This is a genomic window from Enterobacter cloacae complex sp. 309I3 (assembly GCF_050031595.1).
Classification (GTDB): domain Bacteria; phylum Pseudomonadota; class Gammaproteobacteria; order Enterobacterales; family Enterobacteriaceae; genus Enterobacter; species Enterobacter cloacae.
In genome coordinates, this window is sequence record NZ_JBLGWI010000001.1 from 1204189 (window position 1) to 1226735 (window position 22547).

Sequence of the window (22547 nt, forward strand, 5' to 3'; positions counted from 1 at the left end):
CAGGAACCCAAAGATGCGCAGTTTACGCAATGTGTTTAGCTTAGCGCTGCTCTGCAGCACGATGCCCGCGTGGGCGACGGTTTGCCAGAACGCCACGGGTGTGCCGAAGGATATCTCATACGATCTTTCAAACGTCTTTAACAGCTCCAATAACAAACCGGGGCAGATTGTGACCCTTGCGCAAAAATCCGGGCTGGTGGGCGTGAACGCCATTTGCCCTAAAGGAACAACCGGAAAGTCCACGATGCGTAGTTATGTCACCAGCCTGCCGATAACGACGGTAATTGATGGCTATAAGTATGTGAAGCTGAATGACTACCTTGATGGCGCAATGCAGATCCACGATGACTACGCGGGCACCTTCTATCCACCGTCAGACTACATTCAGATGGGGCAGCACCCTAACGTTCCGAACAACAAAGCGTTTCCTGTCACCGATTCGAAGCTGGTCTTTCGTCTGCGGGTCACACGGCGGTTTATCAACATGGTGGTGATCCCCCAGCAGACCATGTTCACCGTCTATGTCACCACCACGTCATCCGATCCGCTGAATACGCCGGTCTATACCATCAGCTACAGCGGCACCATTCAGGTACCACAAAGCTGTGCGATTAACGCCGGGCAGGTGGTGGAGTTTGATTTTGGTGATATTGGCGCGTCGTTGTTCAGCCAGGCGGGGGCGGGCAATCGTCCTCAGAACGTCTCACCACAAAGCAAAACCATTGCCATTAAGTGCACTAATGTGGAGGCCAATGCGTATCTGACGATGCGCATCGAGGCGGAAAAAATCTCGGGCAATGCGCTGGTTTCCGATAACCCGGATTTAGGGTTTGTCGTGGCGAACGATAGCGGTACGCCTCTGACGCCTAACAACCTGAACAGCAAAATTCCGTTCCGTCTGGATGACAGCGCGCAGGCGCAGGTGGGGATCCGGGTCTGGCCGGTGAGCATTACGGGGAATAAGCCAGCAGAAGGCCGGTTCACCTCTCGCGGCTATCTGCGCGTGGATTACGATTAAGGGGAAGAGATGGGGAACTGGAAATGGCCTTTCGCTGCGCTGGCCCTGACGATGTGTCAGGCAAACGCGTGGTCAGCCACAGCGCTGGGCGAGATCAATATTCAGATGTACGGCAATATCGTTGATTTTACCTGTGTGGCAGAGGGCAGCGACAGCGACAAGACCGTCACTCTGGGCACCTGGCCGACGAAGCAGCTCAGCACCACGGGGAGCCGCACGCAGCCCATGCCCTTCACGCTGAAGCTGACAGGCTGTCCGCCAGGCTCGGCATCAATTACGTTTTCCGGGAAAACTGACGGGAGTGACAGCGGATTGCTGGCGTTGAATGACGCCAGTACGGCGAATAACGTCGCGGTGGAGATCAGGGATGCGGATAAAACACGTCTTGCGTTACAGCAGGCCAGCCAGCCGGTGGCGGTAGATGCGCAGGGTAATGCCGTGTTGTCATTTTATGCTAATTATATTGCCACAGCGGATAACCCCCGGCCCGGACGCGCCGATGCGGATGCCACATTTATGATTAATTATAATTAGCGCTGACCGCACTCCCTGCAACTCAGATAAACTGCAGGGAGTGAATTCAGGTTATAGCAGCTCGTGTGCCTTGGCGTAATCAATTAATTCCACAATGCTTTGCACACCGAGCTTGGAATAAATATTGGATTTGTGCGCGCTAATGGTTTTGTTGCTTAATAGCAGCTGTTCGGCAATTTCCTTATTCGATAAGCCATTCGCCAGATACCGCAGTACGGTGACCTCACGGTTCGATAATGGCATATCGGATGCCATCCCTTTCCCTGAGCCCAGATGATTAATAAAGTTCAACGTTTCCGACGGGAAAAAAGAATAGCCCATCAGAATCATTTCCACGGCGTTGTAGATCTCACCTAAATCTTTTCGTTTACTGACAAACCCATTTGCCCCGGCGCGGATGGCGCGGCCCGCGTAAAAGGACTCCGATTTGGAAGAGAGGAACAGGACCTTTATGTCTTTGTTTAAGTTTCTGATTCTTTTCAATAAAGCGAAGCCATCGGTGCCCGTAAGTTCAATGTCCAGGATCACCAGATCGATGGCGTGATTGCGGATACAGTCGAGAACTTCATGGCTGTCGCCAGACTTCAGTTTGACTGTGATATTTTTATTTTTCTGTAGCAGGACTTCTATCGACATTCTGACGATAGGATGTTCGTCCATAATGATAACGGATGCCGGTTTCATTTTTTATGCCTCAGATTGTTAAAAGCGTTATGCTGAGTTTGGTTCAAACTCTCGAAATGCCGGAAGGATAAATTTGCAGATCCTTATAGGGTGGTATTTCCCTGGAAAGAGCGAAAGCATCCTTGTTAACGTAGTGGTAATGTCATTGCCTCAGCGCGGTCATCTCATTTGGCTGGTGGCGGCAAAAAGGTTTTTCTTATTCATAATTGGTACGCGTCTTATTATACCGTGTAAGTTTTCTCCGAAAAGCCTGCAGATTAATTCATGATTATTGATTTGTATTATCTTCTGGATCTGAATGGCTATTTTTTTAAATTTAGCGGAAATGTCCTGTTATTCCATTTACCGCATCTTTTCATCTTTATGTAATAACAAAAAATAACAGATACCACTATATGTTGCAAAGTTGTTAATGAAATGACGGGGCAGTAAAACGTCTCACCTGCTGCTGAAGTGGCGTGAATTTGCACAGATAGCGCGTCTCATCCTCATCCCGATACCTCTCCCCGATATCAGAAAAATACTATGCCGGAAGAGCAAAATCTTCTGCGGCCTTCGCTTTTAGCGCCAGGGGCGTGCAACCAAATTGCTTGTTTTTACATCATTATCATCCTGTTAACGGAACCATCAATCCCTTAACGCATGGATGAAAGTGCTGCGCTTTACTTATTCTTTAATATTTCACGTGGTTCAGAGTCAGAAATTAGGAATAGTTGTAATTTCGAGATTTATGTTAATGGTTAACATAAAATTAACATTTCCAGTAAGTAACTTCCTAAAGATCTTTAGGAAATAAGGGGTTAGGTTAAGAGTAAAACGGGCAGTCGGAGAGATTATTGAGAAGATGCAGCAGTTCCTGGCGATGGCTAAGCCCGAGCTTCACCAGAATGCAGCTAAGGCGATAGATAATGCGGCTGTAGGGGCGATTCTGCAGCAGGGCGATCTGACGTAGTGATTTCCCCCGCGACAGCTCCTGTAAAATGGGCCACTCGCCGCGAGAGAACCACTCTTTACTGGAGCCCTGTGGAGGGCTGATGTCCATCAGGCTGTGCTGGAGTGCCGCCGCCGTTGACTGGCGTTCAAGGACATGAAACGGCCCCGCCGCTTTACAGAACAGACGGGTGTCGTAATTATCCGCCCTGACCAACAGATACGGCGTGAGAAAGGGCGGATACAGGCTGTGTCTTCTCAGCTGATCCAGCTTTTCCATAAGCGCCGTGGTGCGGCTTTCAATATCTACCACCAGACGGGCTGCAGGCCACTGATTCAACGCCTGAAAAGCTTCGTCCAGCGTCGGGTAGTCGCTACAGCTGCTCAGGGGAAACTGGCCGTTCAGAAAACCGGTGCGCAGGAAATGATCTTCCGTGACCAGAATAATAAAGGGCGCGTCGGTTTTGCGATGTTGGTGGATGGACTGGCTCAAAAATTCGAGCCGGTCGAAAAAGGGGGGAGCAAAAGGCGAGTGCGTAAATCCCAGTGCATCACTTCCTGTACGCCGCCGCCGGTAACGGCGCACTGTCATTCGCATGGCTTCCCTCCTGGAAATGGCTTTTTATTCCTCCGGCCATGTCCAGGACGGCCAGTAGTACCCCTGGCCGAGTCCTGCTCCTGCCTGTCGTGCCCGGCTATGATCCTTTTCAGTCTCAATACCTTCAATAAGCACGTTGTCGGCAAGCTGAAAGCAACGTGTCACCAGTTGCCCGAGCGCAGGGGTGGCGCGTAAACGCCAGAATGCTTCCTTGTCGATTTTTATGCCGGTTAACGGCAGCCGGCAGGACAAAAACGGTTGGACGATCGCTTCATCAATATCATCCAGCCAGATACCGTGGCCTTGTCTTCTGAGCTGCAGCAGGCGCTGGTGAACATCCTGCCGTTTTGTGTCAGACAGCGCCAGAAAGCGTGCCGGGTCGACAATTTCTATATTCAGCGGTGCGGCAGGCAGCCGGAGAAGCCGCTGAAAGGCGTCCGGCTGCGTTAATACGGTTATCGGCAGATTGACGTAAAGATTATGACAGTGCGGGGTATTTTTTAGCGCGACAAGTTGCGCTTCAAGCAGCGTAAGTGACCACTCCGCAGATCGATCGTTGAAAAATGCTTCGCTTTGCTCTCTTGCTGACAGAACGCTCAGCACTTCCACCCCAACCTGGCGCTGCGAGGAGAGGGCGATGATAGGCTCAAGTTTGATGCCCGCGATATCGTGAGAGAGGTGCTGTAAGCTGGGGGACGTATCGATCAGGTTTTGCGCTGTCACTCCATTGTCCTGTTGTCTGTCAGCCTCCAGGCGGCCGGGATACCTCACACTAGTGTGACGAGCTGACGCTCAGGAAAACAGCAGGCGTTACTTAAATGCAGCTAAGCCTTTTCGCAGCGCTAAATTCTACGAAAGAAAGGCCGGGAATGTTGAAAAAACAGCCATATTTACAATCAGCTAGCCCTAATCGGAGGTGAAAACGGAAAAGGCATTGACTCACCTGCCATTGACCGTATAATTCTTCGCGTTTCACCACCGCGAAGTTCACTCTTCTCAGTGCGCCCTTAGCTCAGTTGGATAGAGCAACGGCCTTCTAAGCCGTAGGTCGTAGGTTCGAATCCTACAGGGCGTGCCATTTAGTCTCAGCGCTTAATCCAGCCCACTCTTCCCCAGACCGACCAACCGCTACCGATCCTTCACTCTGTGCCTGCTTTTAACCGTCTGATTTGCGTGGTTAATTCCAGATGTGTATCATTCTGAACCCGGCCCTGTAGCCTGTCGGTCAGAACGTTTGTTCCGCCATCGACCGGTCATTGGCGTAGTTCCAGTCAGGGCCACCATACCGCCACTAGCTCATCGGGAAGAGCGACAACCAGGATGTTGTAGTACGGGGTTCGAGGCTCCGGTGGCGGACCAACGCCGACTTAGCTCAGTAGGTAGAGCAACTGACGTGTAATCCGTAGGTCATCCGTTCGATTCCGGTAGTCGGCACCCTATTTATGGCTTCCCCGCGGGATGCCTCCGGCACGACATTCGTTTCACTGTTGTACATGCCAATCATGAAGGACATTTATGTGGTATCTACTCGCAACTTCGCTTGCCGCACTTTCCCTGAATAAAAGCCTGGCTTACCTGATGCTGGGGTTAACGGCATTTCTCGGCTGGAAACAGAGCATTCTTGACGCCCCGGCGCTGCTGGTGATTGCATTAATCGTTATTGGCTGGTCTGTTGTTGAATGGCTACGTAATAAAAATAATAAATATACTTATCTGGTCGAGGGCCTGTGCGTGGTCATCGCCGTTGCCCTGGTTTTGCATGCGATCCCTGGCTTCCATAACCCGAAGGTACTGGACGCTGTCGTTGTTGGTCCGCAAAGCATGCCGTTCAGTATGTACTTTAATATGGACAAGGCAGTGGTGCCGTTCTTTTTAATTACGTGCATGCCAACGTTATTCGTAGCAAAACCCCTTTATAAAGCTGGCAAGGTCGGCTGGGGAATATTGGTATTGGCGATACCCGCGCTGTTACTTCTGGCTGTTGCGTTGGGCGGGCTGAGAATTGAGCCGCATGCGCCAGAATGGTTTGCTCAATTTGCCCTTGCGAATATTTTCTTCGTCTCTTTGGCCGAGGAAGCCTTGTTCAGAGGCTATCTGCAGCAGCGCTTGTCCCGGGTTGTGCATCCTGTTGTAGCACTGTTGATTGCCTCACTCATTTTTGGGCTAATGCATTATAGCGGCGGTTTACTGCTGATTATTTTTGCCAGCCTCTCCGGTATTATTTACGGCCTGGCGTGGATGTGGAGTGGCAGGCTCTGGGTTGCAACGTTCTTCCATTTTGGGCTGAACTGCGTGCATTTATTGTTCTTCACCTATCCGATGTATGCCCCTCACGCGTCCGTGTGATGCTTTTTAAAATAGTGGCCTTATAAATTTGGCTGCCTCCGGATAAGCATAAAAAGCCCCGAAGCATCGGGGCTTTTTTTATATATGCCGCGGGCATGAATAACACATTTACCTTCGCGTCAGAATAAATAGAAGGCTAATGAATTTCATTGTTGGCAGGCTTAAGGTTTTCTTAATCTAAAAATTATCTCGCATTAAAATTTGGGTTTTTATCATTCTAAAATCTGCTAAAAACGCATTTTACACTTTTACGTCTAAACTCGATTGATAGTAATTATCATTAGCGTTGTTGTATGCTTTAATCCTGTCCCACACAGCCCTTTGTTGTTTATCACGTTGGTCTATTAAGGATATGTTCATGAATTCTCGCCTGCTGTCATGCTTCTCGCTTGCCCTGTTGTCTTCATCACTTTTCCTTTCAACTCAATCGGTTGCCGCTGATAACAACGAAGGTATCGTTGTTTATAACGCGCAGCATGAAAATCTGGTGAAGTCGTGGGTAGACGGTTTTACCAAAGAAACGGGTATTAAGGTCACGCTGCGTAATGGCGATGACAGCGAGCTGGGCAACCAGCTGGTGCAGGAAGGCAGCGCATCGCCTGCGGATGTATTTTTAACTGAAAACTCGCCGTCAATGGTGCTGGTTGATAACGCCAAACTGTTTGCGCCATTAGATGCAGAGACATTAAAGCAGGTACCGGCGGAGTATCGTCCGGCACACGGCCGCTGGATCGGGATCGCCGCTCGCAGCACGGTGTTTGTCTATAACCCGGAAAAACTGAGCGAGCAGCAGCTGCCAAAATCGCTGATGGATCTGGCTAAACCCGAGTGGAAAGGCCGCTGGGCTGCCTCTCCGTCAGGAGCCGATTTCCAGGCGATCGTCAGCGCAATGCTGGCTCTGAAAGGCGAGCAGGCTACCCTTGAGTGGCTCAAAGCGATGAAAGCCAATTTCGTTGCCTATAAAGGCAACAGCACCGTGATGAAAGCCGTTAACGCCGGTCAGATTGATGGCGGGGTGATTTATCACTACTACCGTTTTGTCGATCAGTCCAAAACGGGTGAAAACAGCAAAAACACTAAGCTCTACTACTTCAAACACCAGGATCCGGGCGCCTTTGTTAGCCTCTCCGGCGGCGGCGTGCTGGCGTCCAGCAAACACAAAGCGCAGGCACAGGCCTTCATTAAATACATCACCGGCAAAGAAGGGCAGGAGAGCCTGCGCACCAATAACGCCTTTGAATATGCGGTGGGCGTGAACGCGGCCTCTAACCCGAAACTGGTGCCGCTGAACGAGCTGGATGCACCGAAAGTGGAACCTTCCACGCTTAACAGTAAAAAAGTCATCGCGCTGATGACGCAAGCTGGCCTGCTGTGATCCTGAGAGTAAAGTGAACGTCCTATGTCTGGTCTGAGTCTCGACATCGGCAAAAACAGAGTGCGGGAGCCTGCCCGCAGGCGTCCTGCGCTGCCGATGGTTGCGTTAGCTGTCCTGTTTTCATTAATGGCGCTTCTGCCTTTGGGCTTTATCATTGCCATAGGCATTGAGACGGGCTGGGAAACCATTAAGGCGTTGGTGTTTCGCCCGCGTGTTGCTGAGCTGCTCAGCAACACGCTGTGGCTGACGGCCTTAGCGGTGCCACTCTGTATCGTCACCGGCGTGGCGATAGCCTGGCTGACGGAACGTACTCAGCTCGCCGGGCGGGGGATCTGGTCTGCGCTGGCGGTGGCCCCGTTGGCCATCCCCGCGTTCGTGCAAAGCTACGCCTGGGTGAGCGTGGTGCCTTCCATGCATGGGCTTTCTGCGGGCGTGTTTCTCTCCGTGTTAGCCTACTACCCGTTTATCTATATGCCCGTGGCGGCGGTGCTGCGTCGTCTGGATCCAACGCTTGAAGATGTTGCCGCTTCGCTCGGCACGCCGCCGTGGCGGGTCTTTTTTCGCGTGGTGTTACCGCAGCTTAAGCTCGCGATTTGCGGCGGCGCGCTGCTGGTGGCCCTGCATCTGCTGGCGGAATATGGCCTGTACGTGATGATCCGCTTTGATACCTTCACCACCGCCATTTACGACCAGTTCCAGTCGACATTCAGTGGCCCGGCGGCAAACATGCTGGCGGGGGTGCTGGCGCTATGCTGTCTGGCCATCTTGCTGCTGGAAGGGGTCACCCGCGGGAAAGCCCGTTATGCGCGCATCGGCGCTGGGGCGGCACGTGAACAGACGCGCTGGCCGCTAAAGCCTGTTGCTGCGGCGTTGGGCCAGCTGTTTTTCCTCATGCTGATTGTGCTGGCGCTGGGCGTACCGCTCATTGTGCTGTGTCGCTGGATATGGCTTGGCGGCGTACAGAACTGGATGAGCGCCGATCTCTGGCACTCGCTGCGCCAGACGCTGATGCTCGGCGTGGGCGGCGCGCTGCTGACCACCGCCTGTGTCATTCCCATCGCCTGGCTCGGTATCCGTTATCCGCACCGCATCTTCCGGATGCTGGAAGGGTGCATTTACATCACCAGTTCTCTGCCGGGGATCGTCACCGCCCTCGCGCTGGTCACGGTCACCATTCACTATGCACGTCCGATTTATCAGACCGAAATTACGCTGTTCCTGGCTTACCTGCTGATGTTTATGCCCCGTGCGCTCATTAACCTGCGGGCCGGGATTGCCCAGGCGCCGGTGGAGCTCGAAAACGTGGCGCGCAGTCTGGGCAGCACGCCCGCGAAGGCATTGTGGAGCGTCACCATGCGATTGGCCGCGCCCGGTGCGGCGGCAGGGGCGGCGCTGGTCTTCCTTGGCGTCAGTAACGAACTGACGGCGACGCTGCTGCTCTCCCCGCTGGGAACGCGCACGCTGTCCACCGGTTTTTGGGCGCTGACCAGCGAGATCGATTATGTTGCCGCTGCGCCTTACGCCATGCTGATGATTTTGATTTCACTTCCGCTGACCGCCATTCTTTATATGCAGTCCAAAAAAATTGCAGGGCTATGAGATGCTTGAATTAACGTCCATTTCTAAATCGTTTTCCGATGCGCAGGTGCTCGACAGCTTAAACCTGAGCGTCGCGCCGGGAAGCCGGACGGCGATTGTCGGGCCGTCAGGGTCGGGTAAAACCACGCTGCTGCGTATCCTTGCCGGGTTCGAAACGCCGGATAGCGGACGGATCGTGATGCAGGGCCGAACCCTGTTCGATCAGAACAACTTTATTCCCGCGCATCTGCGTAAAATTGGCTTTGTACCTCAGGAGGGGGCGCTCTTCCCGCATCTTAATGTGGCAGACAACATTGCCTGGGGATTAGACGGTACCCGCCACGAGAAGCGCCAGCGCGTGGAAGTACTGATGGAGATGGTCTCGCTTGACAGACAACTCGCCACGCACTGGCCGCATGAGATTTCCGGCGGCCAGCAGCAGCGCGTGGCGCTTGCCCGCGCGCTGGCGCAGCGTCCTTCCCTGATGCTGCTGGATGAACCCTTCTCGGCGCTGGATACCGGCCTGCGCGCCATGACGCGTAAGGCCACGGCTGACCTGCTGGCGGAAGCGGGCGTGGCCTCGATCCTGGTTACTCACGATCAAAACGAAGCGTTGTCCTTTGCCACGCAGGTGGCGGTCATGCGATCCGGACGTTTCACTCAGGTCGGCACGCCTTATCAGGTCTATAGCCAGCCCGTGGATGAAGAGACGGCGCTGTTCCTGGGGGATGCGGTGATCCTGCCTGCTCAGCTCGCCAGCGGCTATGCGCTCTGCGCGCTGGGCGAAGTGCCCACGGACAACGCCCAGGCGACGGGGCAGGGCAGAGTGATGTTGCGCCCTGAGCAACTGCACGTGACGGCATGCGCGGCGCACGAAAGCCCGGTGTCGATTGTTGATGTGGATTTCACCGGCCAGCTCTCCACGCTGACGCTGGCGTTAGCCGGACAAACGGAGCCGATTACCCTGAAAACCGTCAGTCAGCCTGGATGGCACCCGGGGGCGGCGGTGCGTATTGATATTGCTGGTACGGCGCGCGTTTTTGAATATTCTTAATGTTCGTTAGTAATTCAATCCAACGGGTTGTTATAAAAGAATTTTCCTTAACGTGTGGCATTTCCTGAGATTCTCTACCATGCTCATAAAACCTCACCATCATGTGTGAGGTTTTTCGTAGTTGCTGATTAATCTCAAGGAAAAAAGGTTATGAAAAAGACGACTGCTATTTTGCTGGGAACGGCGTTTCTGTTTACCACCAATACCTTTGCGGCTGAACTGCTGACGAAAAATGAATTCGAGAAAGTCGAATCGCAGTATGAAAAAATCGGTACGGTAAGCACTTCAAATGAAGTCTCTATTGATGATGCAAAGAAAGAATTGATTGAAAAAGCAGATAAAGAAGGTGCCGACGTACTGGTGCTCACGTCAGGTAATACCAACAACAAAATTCACGGCACGGCCGATATTTACAAGAAAAAATAATGTCCTGCAGCCATCCCGGATCCGGGGTGGCTGTGCGTCACGCTTTTCCTCTGTAACACCTCTCTCTTCCCCGGCTTCATTTAACCCCCTGTCCTCAGGCCGAAACGCGCGGTTACACTTGCTAACGCAGATATAATGCGTATAGTTCTCATTTGCATTACACATAAACTTTTCTAAGGCCCGACAACGGGCTATTTTTGCGCGCACATTTAATGAGTCCATTATGAACAACACCAGAATGCATAAAACACTGCTGGCGCTCGCCGTTGGCGCAGTGACCCACGCTGCCCTGGCGGCAGAGGCAAAGCCAGAAGACACCATGGTCGTCCAGTCTGCCACCGGGCCTGATTTCACTCCCGGCGGCGACCAGCTGGTACCCGCCTTCCTGGATGGACAGGTGGCAAACGGCGGCCGTCTGGGGATGCTCGGCCAGCAGAATGCCATGGACGTGCCGTTTAATATCATCAGCTACACCTCGAAGCTGGTGGAAGATCAGCAGGCGAAAACCATTGCTGATGTGGTTGCCAACGATGCGGGCGTGCAGTTCGTGCAGGGTTACGGTAACAGCGCCGAAACCTTCCGTATTCGCGGCCTGAAGTTTGACGGCGATGACATGACCTTTGGCGGCCTGTCCGGCGTGCTGCCGCGTCAGGTGGTGGATGCCCAGATGGTCGATCGCATTGAAATTTTCAAAGGGGCAAACTCGCTGATGAACGGCGCGGCAAGCTCCGGCGTGGGCGGGATGATCAACCTTGAGCCAAAACATGCGGGCGACGTCCCGCAGGCGAAAGTGGGCGTGGACTACACCTCCGACTCACAGATTGGCACCACGCTCGATGCTGGCCGACGCTTTGGCGACAACGATCAGTTCGGCGCGCGCGTGAACCTGGTTCACCGGGAAGGGGAAACCGGCGTGCCGAACGACCGTCGCCGCACCACGCTGCTCTCCACCGGTCTGGATTACAAAGGCGACAATTTCCGCACTTCGCTGGATCTGGGCTATCAGAAGAAAACCTTCCACGGCAGCCCGACCAGCGTCAACATTTCCGCCGTGGACTTTGTGCCAGAGCCGCCGAAAAACGATCGTAACTTCTCGCAGAAATGGGCCTACAGCGACATTGAAAACGAGTTCGGGATGTGGCGCAGCGAGTACGACATCACTGACAACTGGACGGCCTATACCGGCCTCGGCGCGCAGCACGCGCACGAAGAGGGGATCTACAGTGCACCGAAGCTGGTGGACAAGAGCGGTAAGGCCACGGTCAGCCGTCTTGATACCAACCGTATCAGCGATTCCGTCAGCGGTATGGCGGGGATACGCGGTCACTTCACTACCGGCTTTGTCTCGCACAAGGTCAACGTGGGGTACTCCGCGATGACCAAAAACGAAAAAATCGCCTGGAAAATGTCGGCGACGGCGGATAACCCAACCACCAACATTTACCACAACACCGGCGTCGCGATGCCGGACAGCTCCAATTTCAACGGCTCTGGCGGCAAATACAGCGATCCGCTGACCAGCGGGCGCACCCGCACTCAGGGCTGGCTGCTGAGTGATACCCTGGGCGTGCTGGATGACAAGCTGCTGTTTACCGCTGGTGCACGTCATCAGAAAGTGGTCATTCGCGGGTACAACAAAATTACCGGTGCGGAAAACGACGCGGACGGTTTTGACGGCAGCCGCTGGATGCCAACCTACGGTGTGGTTTATAAACCGTGGGAGGAAATTTCGCTTTACGCTAACCACACCGAAGCGCTGCAACCGGGTAAAACCGCGCCCAACACGGCCACCAACTACGGCCAGAGCACCGGTATCGTTCACTCTAAGCAGAATGAAGTGGGCGTGAAGGCGGACTTTGGTCGCGTGGGCGGCTCCCTGGCGCTGTTTGAGATCAAAATGCCGTCGGCGATCCTCGACGACAGCGGTCACTACGGCCTGGACGCTGAGCAGCGTAACCGTGGCGTAGAGCTGAACGTCTTCGGCGAGCCAATGCTCGGGATGCGCCTGAACGCCAGCGCCACCTGGCTGCAGGCCGAGCTGACCAAAACCAAAAACGGCGTGAATCAGGGTAACGATGCCATTGGTGTCCCGAACTTCTACGCCGTGCTGGGCGCAGAGTACGACATCAAACCGATTGAGGGCCTGACGGCTACCGCCCGCGTCAACCACTCCGGCACGCAGTACGCCGACCTCGCGAACAGCAAAAAGCTCGACAGCTATACCACGCTGGATCTGGGCATGCGCTATCGCTTCGCGGTGAACCACAATGAAAACCAGATGACGGTGCGCGCGGGCATCGACAACGTGACCAACGAAAACTACTGGTCCAGCGTTGACGATTCCGGCACCTACATCACGCAGGGCGAACCGCGTACCTTTAAGGTCTCGGTTGGCTACGAGTTCTAAGCGTTCCACCTCGTTATCCGGGGCAGGGATGCCCCCATCCTTCCGTACCTTGTTATAAAATTGTAATAAAAGCTTCTTACACTGGCCTCCAGACCTTTACCTCTTGGCCAATGACAGGAAGCCGCTATGGGCAGACCCCTCAAATCCGTATTTAAAAAAGAACATCGCGACGATATCACTAACCGCAGCGCTAACCCGGTATTCTCCGAGGTTGCGGAGGTATTCCTCTCCCGCCGCCGTTTTTTACAGATGGGCGCCGTGGCGGGTGCTGCCGCTTCATTCCCTTTTCTGATCAAACCTGAAAGCGCCATTGCCGCAGTATCAAAGCCTTCTGCACTGGCAAAAGCGGTTTCCCTGGGCTTTACCAGCATCGACGTATCCACGGAAGATACGGTCAGGGTGCCGGAAGGCTATATCGCCCGTCCGTTTTATCGCTGGGGTGACCCGACGGGGATCAAGAACAACATGCCGGCGTTTAAACAGGATGCCAGCAACACTACCGACGAACAGGCCGTGCAGGCGGGCATGCACCACGACGGGATGGCGTGGTTTAGCCTGCCGCAAGGGAAACAAAACCCGGAACATGGCCTGCTGGCGTTGAATCATGAGTACATCGATAACGGGATGCTGTTTACCGACGGCACGGCCAACTGGAATCTCGACAAGGCCCGCAAGGGGCAGAACGCGATGGGCGTGTCGGTGGTGGAGGTGAAAAAATCGGGCAGCGACTGGCAGGTAGTTCGCCCGTCTTCGTATGCCCGCCGCATTACCGTCAATACGCCGATGCAGCTTACCGGCCCGGCGCGGCATCAGGACTTAATGAAAACCGCCGCTGACCCGCAGGGGGAACGCGTGCTGGGCACCATGCAAAACTGCGCCAACGGCCATACGCCGTGGGGCACCTATCTCACCTGCGAGGAGAACTGGTCGGATATTTTTGTCAAAAAAGCCGATCTTAATCCGCTGGAAAAACGCTACGGCATCAGCGACAGCGATGAATCCTACCGCTGGAACGAGGTGGATGACCGCTTCAGCGTCGATAAAACCCCTAACGAACCCAACCGTTTCGGCTGGGTGGTGGAGATTGATCCCTACGATCCCACCTCCACGCCGCGCAAGCACACCGCTCTGGGCCGCTTCAAGCATGAAGGCGCCGCCGTCACGCTCGCCGCCGATAACCGCGTGGTGGTCTATATGGGGGACGACCAGAAGTTTGAGTACATCTATAAATTCGTCTCGGACAAAAAATACGATCCTGCCAACCGTGAAGCCAATATGCAGCTGCTGACGTCCGGCACGCTGTACGTTGCCCGGTTCAACGAGGAGGGGAGCGGCGACTGGCTGCCGCTGATCTTCGGGCAGAATGGCCTGGATAAAAGCAACGGTTTCGAAAGCCAGGGCGATCTGCTGATCAAAACCCGTCTGGCGGCCGATGTGGTGGGGGCGACGAAAATGGATCGTCCAGAGTGGATTGCGGTCGATCCGCACGCCAGCGGCAGCGTCTACTGTACGCTCACCAACAACAGCGATCGCGGGAAGGAGGGCAAGGCGCCGGTCGATGCCGCCAACCCGCGTGCCAACAACGTGTTTGGTCATATTATGCACTGGCACGAAGAGGGAGCCGATCCGGCCGCCGCTCGCTTTAAGTGGGATATTCTGGTGATGGCCGGGCGTACCGACAGCGACGATCCGAAGGCCAAAGGCTCCATGCAGGGTGCAGCATTCGGCAGCCCGGATGGCCTGTCGTTCGATCACCAGGGCGTGCTGTGGATCCAGACCGATGTCTCTTCCAGCACCATTAATAAGAAAGCGTACGAAGGGATGGGCAATAACCAGATGGTGGCTACCATTCCGGGCACCAATGAGTATCGCCGTTTCCTGACCGGCCCACGCGGGTGTGAAATCACCGGGATTGCGTTTACGCCGGACAACCGCACGCTGTTTATTAACATTCAGCATCCGGGAGAGGGCGGGGATGATATTACCGACCCGGCCAATCCGCGTGCTGTTTCCAACTGGCCAGACGCGAACCCGAACGGCCGTCCGCGTTCGTCGACGGTGGTGATCACCAAAGCGGACGGTGGGATCATCGGTTCGTGACGTTTATCCGCCGGGTGCACGCAGTGGCCCGGCGTTAAACTTGCTACCACCAGCATGAAGTGTTAAAACGTGCCCCTTCTAAAAAAGAGACAGGGGTAGGACGTGAAAGACGCGTCATCCGCTTCAGGCAACGGTAGCGCTGAAGCTTCGTCGGAACAGAACCCGACGCTGCAACGTGGTTTGCAAAATCGACATATTCAGTTAATTGCCCTTGGCGGCGCGATCGGTACCGGGCTGTTCCTGGGTATCGGCCCCGCCATTCAGATGGCTGGCCCGGCGGTCCTGCTGGGGTACGGTATCGCCGGGGTTATCGCCTTCCTGATCATGCGCCAGCTCGGCGAGATGGTCGTCGAAGAGCCGGTGTCAGGCTCGTTCGCTCACTTTGCCTATAAATACTGGGGCCCGTTCGCAGGCTTCCTCTCCGGCTGGAACTACTGGGTGATGTTTGTGCTGGTGGGAATGGCCGAACTGACCGCCGCAGGCATCTATATGCAGTACTGGCTGCCCGAGGTGCCAACGTGGGTCTGGGCTGCGGCCTTCTTTATTATCATCAACGCCGTTAACCTCGTGAACGTGCGCCTGTATGGTGAAACCGAGTTCTGGTTCGCGCTGATCAAGGTGCTGGCGATTATCGGCATGATCGGCTTTGGCCTGTGGCTGCTGTTCTCAGGCCACGGCGGCGAGCGGGCCACTCTCGACAACCTCTGGCAGCACGGCGGCTTCCTGGCGACGGGCTGGAAGGGGCTGATCCTGTCGCTGGCGGTGATTATGTTCTCGTTCGGCGGGCTGGAGCTGATTGGGATCACCGCGGCCGAAGCGCGCGATCCGCATAAAAGCATTCCAAAAGCGGTTAACCAGGTGGTGTACCGTATTCTGCTGTTCTACATCGGCTCGCTGGTGGTACTGCTGGCGCTCTACCCATGGGTGGAAGTGAAGTCCGACAGCAGTCCGTTTGTGATGATTTTCCACGATCTGAACAGCAACGTGGTGGCGTCGGCGCTGAACTTCGTCATTCTGGTGGCGTCGCTGTCGGTCTATAACAGCGGGGTTTACTCCAACAGCCGCATGCTGTTTGGCCTTTCGGTGCAGGGGAACGCCCCGAAATTCCTCACCCGCGTCAGCCGCCGCGGCGTGCCGGTCAACTCTCTGCTGCTTTCCGGGGCCATTACGTCGCTGGTGGTGCTGATCAACTACCTGCTGCCGAAATCCGCCTTTGGTCTGTTGATGGCGCTGGTTGTCGCCACGCTGCTGCTGAACTGGATCATGATCTGCCTGGCGCACCTGCGTTTTCGCGCCGCGATGCGCCGCAAGGGGCGTGAGACGCAGTTTAAGGCGCTGCTCTATCCGGCAGGCAACTACATCTGTATTGCGTTCCTGGCGATGATCCTGGTGCTGATGTGCACCATCGACGACATGCGCCTGTCCGCCATGCTGCTGCCGGTGTGGGTGGTGTTCCTGTTTATCGCGTTTAAGCTCTCTCGAAGGTAAAAGCAAAACGGCAACCTGGTTGCCGTTTTTAATGTTTGCCCCCTCTCCCTGTGGGAGAGGGCCGGGGTGAGGGCACCAGACCGCACCAAACCCGACCGCATCCCGGCCGCATCTGCCTTCACGCCCGGTGGCGCTGCGCTTACCGGGCCTACAAAACACCGCTTCATCTTTATCGTGACCCCCCTCCCAAATCTTCTACGCTCCACAGGATCTTTATTTTGTAATCGATTACTTTTTGTTTGAGCTGTTTTGTAATCGATTACTTTTTAGGGTGAGGCTTATCATGGTGTCAACAACTGAAAGTAGTGGAAAAGCGATAGCACCGCACCGGCTGCTGGTGCCGCGTCTGTCGCTGATGATGTTTCTGCAGTTTTTTATCTGGGGAAGCTGGTCGGTCACGCTGGGTCTGGTGATGACCCAGCACAACATGTCGTTGCTGATTGGCGATGCGTTCTCCGCCGGGCCTATCGCCTCTATTCTGTCGCCGTTTGTGCTCGGCATGCTGGTGGATCGCTTCTTCGCTTCGCAAAAGGTGATGGCGGTGATGCATCTGGCCGGGGCAGCAATCCTCTGGTTTGTGCCGGGCGCGCTGATTGCTGAAAACGGTGCGCTGCTGATCGGCCTGCTGTTTGGTTATACGCTCTGCTATATGCCGACGCTGGCGCTGACCAATAATATCGCCTTTCACAGCCTGGCGAACGTGGATAAAACCTTCCCGGTGGTGCGCGTGTTTGGCACTATCGGCTGGATTGTGGCGGGCATTTTCATCGGCGTCACCGGCGTGGCGGCAAGCGTCACCATCTTCCAGGTGGCGGCAGTGAGCTCCGTGCTGCTGGCTCTCTACAGCCTGACGTTACCGCACACGCCTGCTCCCGCGAAAGGGCTGCCGGTGCAGGTTCGCGATCTCTTCTGCGCGGATGCCTTTGCGCTGCTTAAAACCCGCCACTTTTTCGTCTTTTCCGTCTGCGCGATGCTGATCTCCGTCCCGCTGGGGACCTACTACGCCTACACCGCCTCGTATCTGGCGGATGCGGGTATTGCGGATGTCAGTACCGCCATGTCGTTCGGGCAGATGTCTGAGATCTTCTTCATGCTGGTCATTCCGCTGCTGTTCCGCCGCCTGGGCGTGAAAATCATGCTGTTGATCGGCATGCTGGCGTGGTTTGTGCGCTACGCCATGTTTGCGCTGGGCGTGAGTGAAGAGGGGCGCATCCTGCTCTATCTCGGCATTCTGTTGCACGGCGTCTGCTACGATTTCTTCTTTGTCGTCGGCTTTATCTATACCGACCGGGTCGCAGGCGAAAAGGTCAAAGGTCAGGCGCAGAGCATGATCGTGATGTTCACCTACGGCATCGGCATGCTGCTTGGCTCGCAAATTTCTGGCGCGCTCTATAACCGCCTGGTGGCCGGGCAGGCCGTTCCGCAGGCGTGGGTCACGTTCTGGTGGATCCCGGCGGTGGCTGCCGCGGCGATCGCGCTGATTTTCCTTCTCACGTTTAAGTATGACGATGACAAGGCGTAATGTTCTGGAGGTGGTATGAGAACGATTAAGGGTCCGGGTATTTTTCTGTCGCAGTTTATTGGTGTGAATGCACCGTTCAACACGCTCGACGGGCTGGCGGGCTGGGCGGCAGCGATGGGCTATAAGGCGGTGCAGATCCCCTGTAACCATCCGGCTATTTTTGATGTGCAGAAAGCGGCTGAAAGCCAGACCTATTGTGATGACATCACCGGCACGCTGGCGGAGCACGGGCTGGTGATCAGCGAGCTGTCGACCCATCTGGAAGGCCAGCTTGTGGCGGTAAACCCGGTGTACAGTGACGCGTTTGACCACTTCGCCCCTGCAGCCGTGCGCGGCAATGAGGCCGCCCGGCAGGCGTGGGCCACAGAAAAACTGAAACAGGCCGCTGTGGCCTCGGCGAGATTAGGCCTGAAGGCGCACGCCACCTTCTCCGGCTCGCTGGCATGGCCGTTTTTCTACCCGTGGCCGCCGCACAATGAGCAGCGTTTTCAGGCGGCGTTCCAGGAACTGGCAACCCGCTGGCGCCCGATTCTGGACGCCTTTGACGAGCAGGGCGTGAACGTCTGCTTTGAGCTGCATCCGGGGGAAGATCTGCACGATGGAGTGACCTTTGAGCGTTTTCTGGCGCTTGTTGATAACCACCCGCGCTGCAACATTCTCTACGACCCAAGCCATATGCTGCTCCAGCAGATGGACTACCTGACCTTTATCGACATCTACCATGCGCGTATTAAAGCGTTTCACGTGAAGGATGCCGAGTTTCGCCCCAACGGGCGCAGCGGCGTCTACGGTGGCTACCAGCCGTGGCTCAACCGGGCCGGGCGGTTCCGCTCACTGGGGGACGGGCAGATCGACTTCAAAGGCATCTTCAGCAAGCTGACCCAGTACGACTACGACGGCTGGGCGGTGCTGGAGTGGGAGTGCTGCCTGAAGGATGGCGATACCGGCGCGAGGGAAGGCAGCGAGTTTATCCGCTGTCACATCATTCCGGTCTCCGGGCGTGCGTTTGATGATTTTGCCGCAGGGGGTAACGATGATTAACGTCGGCATTATCGGCAGCGGGTTTATCGGCCCGGCGCATATCGAGGCGCTTCGGCGTCTCGGGTTTGTGCAGGTGGTGGCGCTCTGCGACGGTACGTTTGCCGAGGCGCAGGCAAAAGCGCGTCAGCTTAACGTGCCGCACGCCTTCGACAGCGTGGAGGCGTTGCTTGCACATCCGGATTTACACGTGGTGCACAACTGCACGCCAAACCATCTGCACGCGGAGATTAATCGCCAGATCCTGCGCGCGGGAAAACACGTCTTTTCCGAGAAGCCGCTGTGCATGACCCCGGACGAAGCGCGTGAGCTGGTAGCGCTGGCGGAGCAGGCAGGGGTGATCCACGGCGTCAGCTTTGTCTATCGCCAGTTTGCCATGGTGCGCCAGGCCGCAAGCATGATGAGGGCGGGTAGCATCGGGCGGATCTTCGCCGCGCACGGCAGCTATTTGCAGGACTGGATGCTGCTGGAAACGGACTACAACTGGCGGGTGGATGCGGCCCTGGGCGGTGCGTCGCGCGCGGTGGCGGATATCGGCTCGCACTGGTGCGACACGGTGCAGTTTGTTACCGGGCGGCGCATCACCGAGGTGATGGCCGATTTATCCATCGTCTGGCCGACGCGCAAGGCAAACGTGGCAGGCAATCACACCTTCACTCATGACGAAAATGCGCAGTATGAAGACAAGCGGGTCACCACCGAAGACGTTGGCTCCGTCCTGTTCCGCTTTGACGACGGCAGCAAAGGCTGCTTTAGCGTTTCGCAGGTGAGCGCCGGGCGCAAAAACCGTCTGACGTTTGAAATCAACGGCAGCGAACGGTCGGTGGCATGGGATCAGGAGGTGCCGCAACAGCTGTGGATTGGCCACCGCGCGCAGGCCAATCAGACGCTCAGTGACGATCCGGGTCTGATGAACCGCGATGTGGCCGACAGCGCTCACTTCCCCGGCGGGCACATCGAAGGCTGGCCCGATGCGTTTAAAAACATGATGGCGCAGTTTTACCGTGCCGTGCAGGCTGGCGTGATGCCCGAACGGCCGGCGTTTGCGACGTTCCACGACGGGGCAAACGTGATGTATATCATTGATGCCATTGTGAAAAGCCATCAGCAGCAGCGCTGGGTTCGTGTGCAAGCGTAACGCGTTGCCCGGTTCGCCGGGCAACGAATTTATGGTAGCCTGCATAAAACGTTAACCGCAGGAAGTGCCGTCGCTATGTCAATTCAGAAAATCGCTCAGCTTGCCGGAGTGTCCGTGGCAACGGTCTCGCGCGTGCTTAACAACAGCGATACCGTGAAGGCGAAAAACCGCGAGCGCGTCCTACAGGCCATTAAAGAGAGCAATTACCAGCCCAACCTGCTGGCACGCCAGCTGCGCACCGCGCGCAGCTATATGATCCTGGTGATGGTCTCGAATATCGCCAACCCGTTCTGTGCCGAAGTGGTGAAGGGCATTGAAGAGGAAGCCGAGAAGAACGGCTACCGTATTTTGCTGTGCAATTCCGGGTCTGATATCGAACGCTCCCGCTCGGGGTTAAGCCTGCTGTCGGGCAAAATCGTCGACGGCATTATCACCATGGATGCCTTCTCAAAATTGCCTGAACTTGCCGCCCTGATCGGCTCCGCGCCGTGGGTGCAGTGCGCCGAATACGCCGATGCCGGAACGGTCTCCTGCGTGGGCATCAATGATGTGGACGCGTCACAGCATGCCATCAGCCAGCTTGCCGACGGCGGACGCAAACGTATCGCGATGATCAATCACGATCTCAGCTACAAATATGCCCGCCTGCGCGAACGCGGTTACAAAAGCGTGCTCCACCTGCGGGATCTGGGTTATCAGGCGGTGGAATATGCCCGCGATCTCAGCTCCAGCGCGGGCATGGCGGCGATGCAAAATCTGCTGAAGGACAACCCGCCGGACGCGGTATTTGCCGTGTCCGATACCCTTGCGGCAGGGGCGCTGCGTGCCATACAGCAGGTGGGGCTGCGCGTGCCGGAGGATATCGCGGTGGTAGGGTTTGACGGTACGGAGCTGGCGGAGATGATCTCGCTGACCACCATTGAACAGCCTTCGCGGGATATCGGGCGCAAGGCAGTCGATCTGCTGTTGAATAAAATCGACAACCCGGATGCGCCCACGGAGAGGGTGATGCTGGACTGGCGCTTTATTTCCCGCGCCAGTACCTGATTATTGTGCGATGCCGCCCGCCAGGGAGCGAATATCGTTCCCGGTGGGGGACTGATGAATACGCAGACCAAATTCATCCACCACGGCAAAAATATGGTCGAAGATGTCAGCCTGAATCTCTTCATATTCCGCCCAGACCACCGTGTTGGTGAAGGCATATATTTCAATCGGCAGACCATTTGCGTCAGGCGCCAGCTGGCGCACCATCAGCGTCATATCTTTACGAATACGCGGGTGGTTACGCAGATATTCATTCAGATAGGCGCGGAAGGTGCCGATATTGGTCATCTTGCGCAGGTTTAATACCGATTCCCCTTCACCGTTTTGCTGATTCCACAGGTTTATTTCCTCATGACGCGCGGCCAGATAAGGCTTAAGCAGTTTCGCCTGAATCAGCTTCTGCTGCTCCTGCTCGTCGAGGAAGTGAATGCTGGTGGTGTCGATATTCAGGCTGCGCTTAATGCGTCGCCCGCCGGAGGCAGACATGCCGCTCCAGTTGATGAACGCGTCTGAGACCAGCGCCCACGTCGGAATGGTGGTGATGGTGTTATCGAAGTTGCGGACTTTAACCGTGGTGAGACCAATGTCCGTCACCGTGCCGTTAGCGCCGTATTTCGGCATCTCCAGCCAGTCGCCGAGCTTGAGCATATCGTTAGCGGAGAGCTGAATACCGGCGACCAGCCCCAGAATGGGGTCTTTAAACACCAGCATTAACACCGCCGCCATGGCCCCCAGGCCGCTTATCAGAATGGCGGGTGACTGGCCGATCAGCAGAGAGATAATTAAGATCCCCACCAGAATGGCGCTCACCAGCTTGATCCCCTGGAAGATCCCCTTCAGCGGCAGCTGTGAGGCGGTCGCCATTTTCTGCGACAGATTAAAAATCACGTCCAGCAGCGAGAAGAAAGAGAGCAGGGCATACACCATCACCCACAGCTTCGCGCAGGTGGTGAGCATTTCCGCTGCTTCGCTGCCTTTTTGCAGCCACAGTACCGCCTGAACGTTGACGATTATCCCCTGAAGGGTAAACGCCAGGCGGTGAAATAACTTGTTCTGCGTAATGATCTGCAACCATAAATGGCTGCTGGCCTGCGCGCGTTTCTCAAAAGCGCGTAGCACCACTTTGTGCAAAATAAAATGAACAATGATGGCGGTAAGAAAAATAATACCAAAGATAATCACTAACGAGGTGGTGTGATTAATTTCAATCCCTAACTCTTCAACCTGAGCAATTAATTCCTGCATAACGTCTCCTGTATTGATG

Annotated in this window: 18 protein-coding genes and 1 tRNA gene; 15 read left to right on the forward strand and 4 right to left on the reverse strand. The window is 55.5% G+C overall.

What is annotated here, in order from left to right; all coding sequences use genetic code 11:
• Nucleotides 1-13: 13 nt before the first annotated feature.
• Together fimH and sfmF are read left to right on the forward strand one after the other, a co-directional pair.
• The gene (gene fimH, locus ACQG22_RS05600; protein ID WP_020685033.1) at nt 14-1018 is read left to right on the forward strand and encodes a type 1 fimbria D-mannose specific adhesin FimH; all 1005 of its coding nucleotides are present in this window, start codon (nt 14-16) and stop codon (nt 1016-1018) included.
• A 9-nt stretch (nt 1019-1027) separates the two neighbouring features.
• The gene (gene sfmF, locus ACQG22_RS05605; RefSeq protein WP_013095935.1) at nt 1028-1552 is read left to right on the forward strand and encodes a fimbria assembly protein; all 525 of its coding nucleotides are present in this window, start codon (nt 1028-1030) and stop codon (nt 1550-1552) included.
• Between the two features lie 51 nt (nt 1553-1603).
• Here sfmF and fimZ read toward each other — a convergent pair whose 3' ends face one another.
• The 3 genes from fimZ to ACQG22_RS05620 form a co-directional block, all read right to left on the reverse strand.
• The gene (gene fimZ / locus ACQG22_RS05610) at nt 1604-2236 is read right to left on the reverse strand and encodes a fimbria biosynthesis transcriptional regulator FimZ (RefSeq protein ID WP_013095936.1); all 633 of its coding nucleotides are present in this window, start codon (nt 2234-2236) and stop codon (nt 1604-1606) included.
• A gap of 805 nt (nt 2237-3041) precedes the next feature.
• Nucleotides 3042-3764, reverse strand: coding sequence for a helix-turn-helix transcriptional regulator (locus ACQG22_RS05615; protein WP_023622262.1), 723 nt, complete (start codon nt 3762-3764; stop codon nt 3042-3044).
• A gap of 24 nt (nt 3765-3788) precedes the next feature.
• A complete protein-coding gene (locus tag ACQG22_RS05620; protein WP_029882622.1) occupies nt 3789-4487 on the reverse strand; it encodes an EAL domain-containing protein in 699 nt (232 codons plus the stop codon).
• Nucleotides 4488-4765: 278 nt separating this feature from the next.
• Between ACQG22_RS05620 and ACQG22_RS05625 the strand changes: the two genes are divergently transcribed.
• From ACQG22_RS05625 to ACQG22_RS05685, 13 genes are all read left to right on the forward strand, one after another.
• Nucleotides 4766-4842, forward strand: a tRNA-Arg gene (locus tag ACQG22_RS05625).
• A gap of 437 nt (nt 4843-5279) precedes the next feature.
• Entirely contained in the window at nt 5280-6110 is an 831-nt protein-coding gene (locus tag ACQG22_RS05630) for a CPBP family intramembrane glutamic endopeptidase (protein ID WP_038418833.1), read from the forward strand.
• 358 nt (nt 6111-6468) lie between these two features.
• The gene (locus ACQG22_RS05635) at nt 6469-7485 is read left to right on the forward strand and encodes an iron ABC transporter substrate-binding protein (RefSeq protein ID WP_058681152.1); all 1017 of its coding nucleotides are present in this window, start codon (nt 6469-6471) and stop codon (nt 7483-7485) included.
• A 24-nt stretch (nt 7486-7509) separates the two neighbouring features.
• On the forward strand, nt 7510-9084 hold the full coding sequence (locus ACQG22_RS05640) for an ABC transporter permease (RefSeq protein WP_013097699.1): 1575 nt from the start codon (nt 7510-7512) through the stop codon (nt 9082-9084).
• A 1-nt stretch (nt 9085) separates the two neighbouring features.
• Nucleotides 9086-10117, forward strand: a complete 1032-nt coding sequence (locus ACQG22_RS05645) for an ABC transporter ATP-binding protein (protein WP_369706341.1) — start codon at nt 9086-9088, stop codon at nt 10115-10117.
• A 150-nt stretch (nt 10118-10267) separates the two neighbouring features.
• On the forward strand, nt 10268-10543 hold the full coding sequence (gene yahO, locus ACQG22_RS05650) for a DUF1471 family periplasmic protein YahO (RefSeq protein ID WP_013097697.1): 276 nt from the start codon (nt 10268-10270) through the stop codon (nt 10541-10543).
• A gap of 223 nt (nt 10544-10766) precedes the next feature.
• Complete coding sequence (locus tag ACQG22_RS05655) at nt 10767-12950, forward strand: TonB-dependent receptor (protein WP_029882617.1); 2184 nt, start codon at nt 10767-10769, stop codon at nt 12948-12950.
• A 126-nt stretch (nt 12951-13076) separates the two neighbouring features.
• A complete protein-coding gene (locus tag ACQG22_RS05660) occupies nt 13077-15050 on the forward strand; it encodes a PhoX family protein (protein ID WP_045902386.1) in 1974 nt (657 codons plus the stop codon).
• 102 nt (nt 15051-15152) lie between these two features.
• Nucleotides 15153-16538, forward strand: coding sequence for a phenylalanine transporter (pheP, locus tag ACQG22_RS05665; protein ID WP_040021452.1), 1386 nt, complete (start codon nt 15153-15155; stop codon nt 16536-16538).
• 283 nt (nt 16539-16821) lie between these two features.
• Complete coding sequence (locus tag ACQG22_RS05670; RefSeq protein ID WP_029882613.1) at nt 16822-18060, forward strand: MFS transporter; 1239 nt, start codon at nt 16822-16824, stop codon at nt 18058-18060.
• A gap of 15 nt (nt 18061-18075) precedes the next feature.
• Complete coding sequence (locus ACQG22_RS05675) at nt 18076-19101, forward strand: sugar phosphate isomerase/epimerase family protein (protein WP_310815299.1); 1026 nt, start codon at nt 18076-18078, stop codon at nt 19099-19101.
• On the forward strand, nt 19094-20236 hold the full coding sequence (locus tag ACQG22_RS05680) for a Gfo/Idh/MocA family protein (protein ID WP_058651679.1): 1143 nt from the start codon (nt 19094-19096) through the stop codon (nt 20234-20236). Before ACQG22_RS05675 ends, ACQG22_RS05680 begins: the two co-directional genes overlap by 8 nt.
• A gap of 75 nt (nt 20237-20311) precedes the next feature.
• A complete protein-coding gene (locus ACQG22_RS05685; protein WP_369706342.1) occupies nt 20312-21283 on the forward strand; it encodes a LacI family DNA-binding transcriptional regulator in 972 nt (323 codons plus the stop codon).
• Here ACQG22_RS05685 and ACQG22_RS05690 read toward each other — a convergent pair whose 3' ends face one another.
• Nucleotides 21284-22528 (reverse strand): mechanosensitive ion channel family protein, encoded by a 1245-nt coding sequence (locus tag ACQG22_RS05690; RefSeq protein ID WP_020689363.1) that lies wholly within the window; start codon nt 22526-22528, stop codon nt 21284-21286. It lies immediately after the preceding gene.
• Between the last annotated feature and the right edge of the window lie 19 nt (nt 22529-22547).

Bases quoted from the DNA above. Each gene is read 5' to 3' on its own strand.
- sfmF (WP_013095935.1), top strand. From the start codon at position 1,028: ATGGGGAACTGGAAATGGCCTTTCGCTGCGCTGGCCCTGACGATGTGT.
- ACQG22_RS05655 (WP_029882617.1), top strand. From the start codon at position 10,767: ATGAACAACACCAGAATGCATAAAACACTGCTGGCGCTCGCCGTTGGC.
- ACQG22_RS05690 (WP_020689363.1), bottom strand. From the start codon at position 22,528: ATGCAGGAATTAATTGCTCAGGTTGAAGAGTTAGGGATTGAAATTAAT.
- ACQG22_RS05685 (WP_369706342.1), top strand. From the start codon at position 20,312: ATGTCAATTCAGAAAATCGCTCAGCTTGCCGGAGTGTCCGTGGCAACG.
- ACQG22_RS05615 (WP_023622262.1), bottom strand. From the start codon at position 3,764: ATGCGAATGACAGTGCGCCGTTACCGGCGGCGGCGTACAGGAAGTGAT.
- ACQG22_RS05630 (WP_038418833.1), top strand. From the start codon at position 5,280: ATGTGGTATCTACTCGCAACTTCGCTTGCCGCACTTTCCCTGAATAAA.
- ACQG22_RS05675 (WP_310815299.1), top strand. From the start codon at position 18,076: ATGAGAACGATTAAGGGTCCGGGTATTTTTCTGTCGCAGTTTATTGGT.
- fimH (WP_020685033.1), top strand. From the start codon at position 14: ATGCGCAGTTTACGCAATGTGTTTAGCTTAGCGCTGCTCTGCAGCACG.
- yahO (WP_013097697.1), top strand. From the start codon at position 10,268: ATGAAAAAGACGACTGCTATTTTGCTGGGAACGGCGTTTCTGTTTACC.
- ACQG22_RS05680 (WP_058651679.1), top strand. From the start codon at position 19,094: ATGATTAACGTCGGCATTATCGGCAGCGGGTTTATCGGCCCGGCGCAT.
- ACQG22_RS05635 (WP_058681152.1), top strand. From the start codon at position 6,469: ATGAATTCTCGCCTGCTGTCATGCTTCTCGCTTGCCCTGTTGTCTTCA.
- ACQG22_RS05645 (WP_369706341.1), top strand. From the start codon at position 9,086: ATGCTTGAATTAACGTCCATTTCTAAATCGTTTTCCGATGCGCAGGTG.
- ACQG22_RS05660 (WP_045902386.1), top strand. From the start codon at position 13,077: ATGGGCAGACCCCTCAAATCCGTATTTAAAAAAGAACATCGCGACGAT.
- fimZ (WP_013095936.1), bottom strand. From the start codon at position 2,236: ATGAAACCGGCATCCGTTATCATTATGGACGAACATCCTATCGTCAGA.
- ACQG22_RS05670 (WP_029882613.1), top strand. From the start codon at position 16,822: ATGGTGTCAACAACTGAAAGTAGTGGAAAAGCGATAGCACCGCACCGG.
- ACQG22_RS05640 (WP_013097699.1), top strand. From the start codon at position 7,510: ATGTCTGGTCTGAGTCTCGACATCGGCAAAAACAGAGTGCGGGAGCCT.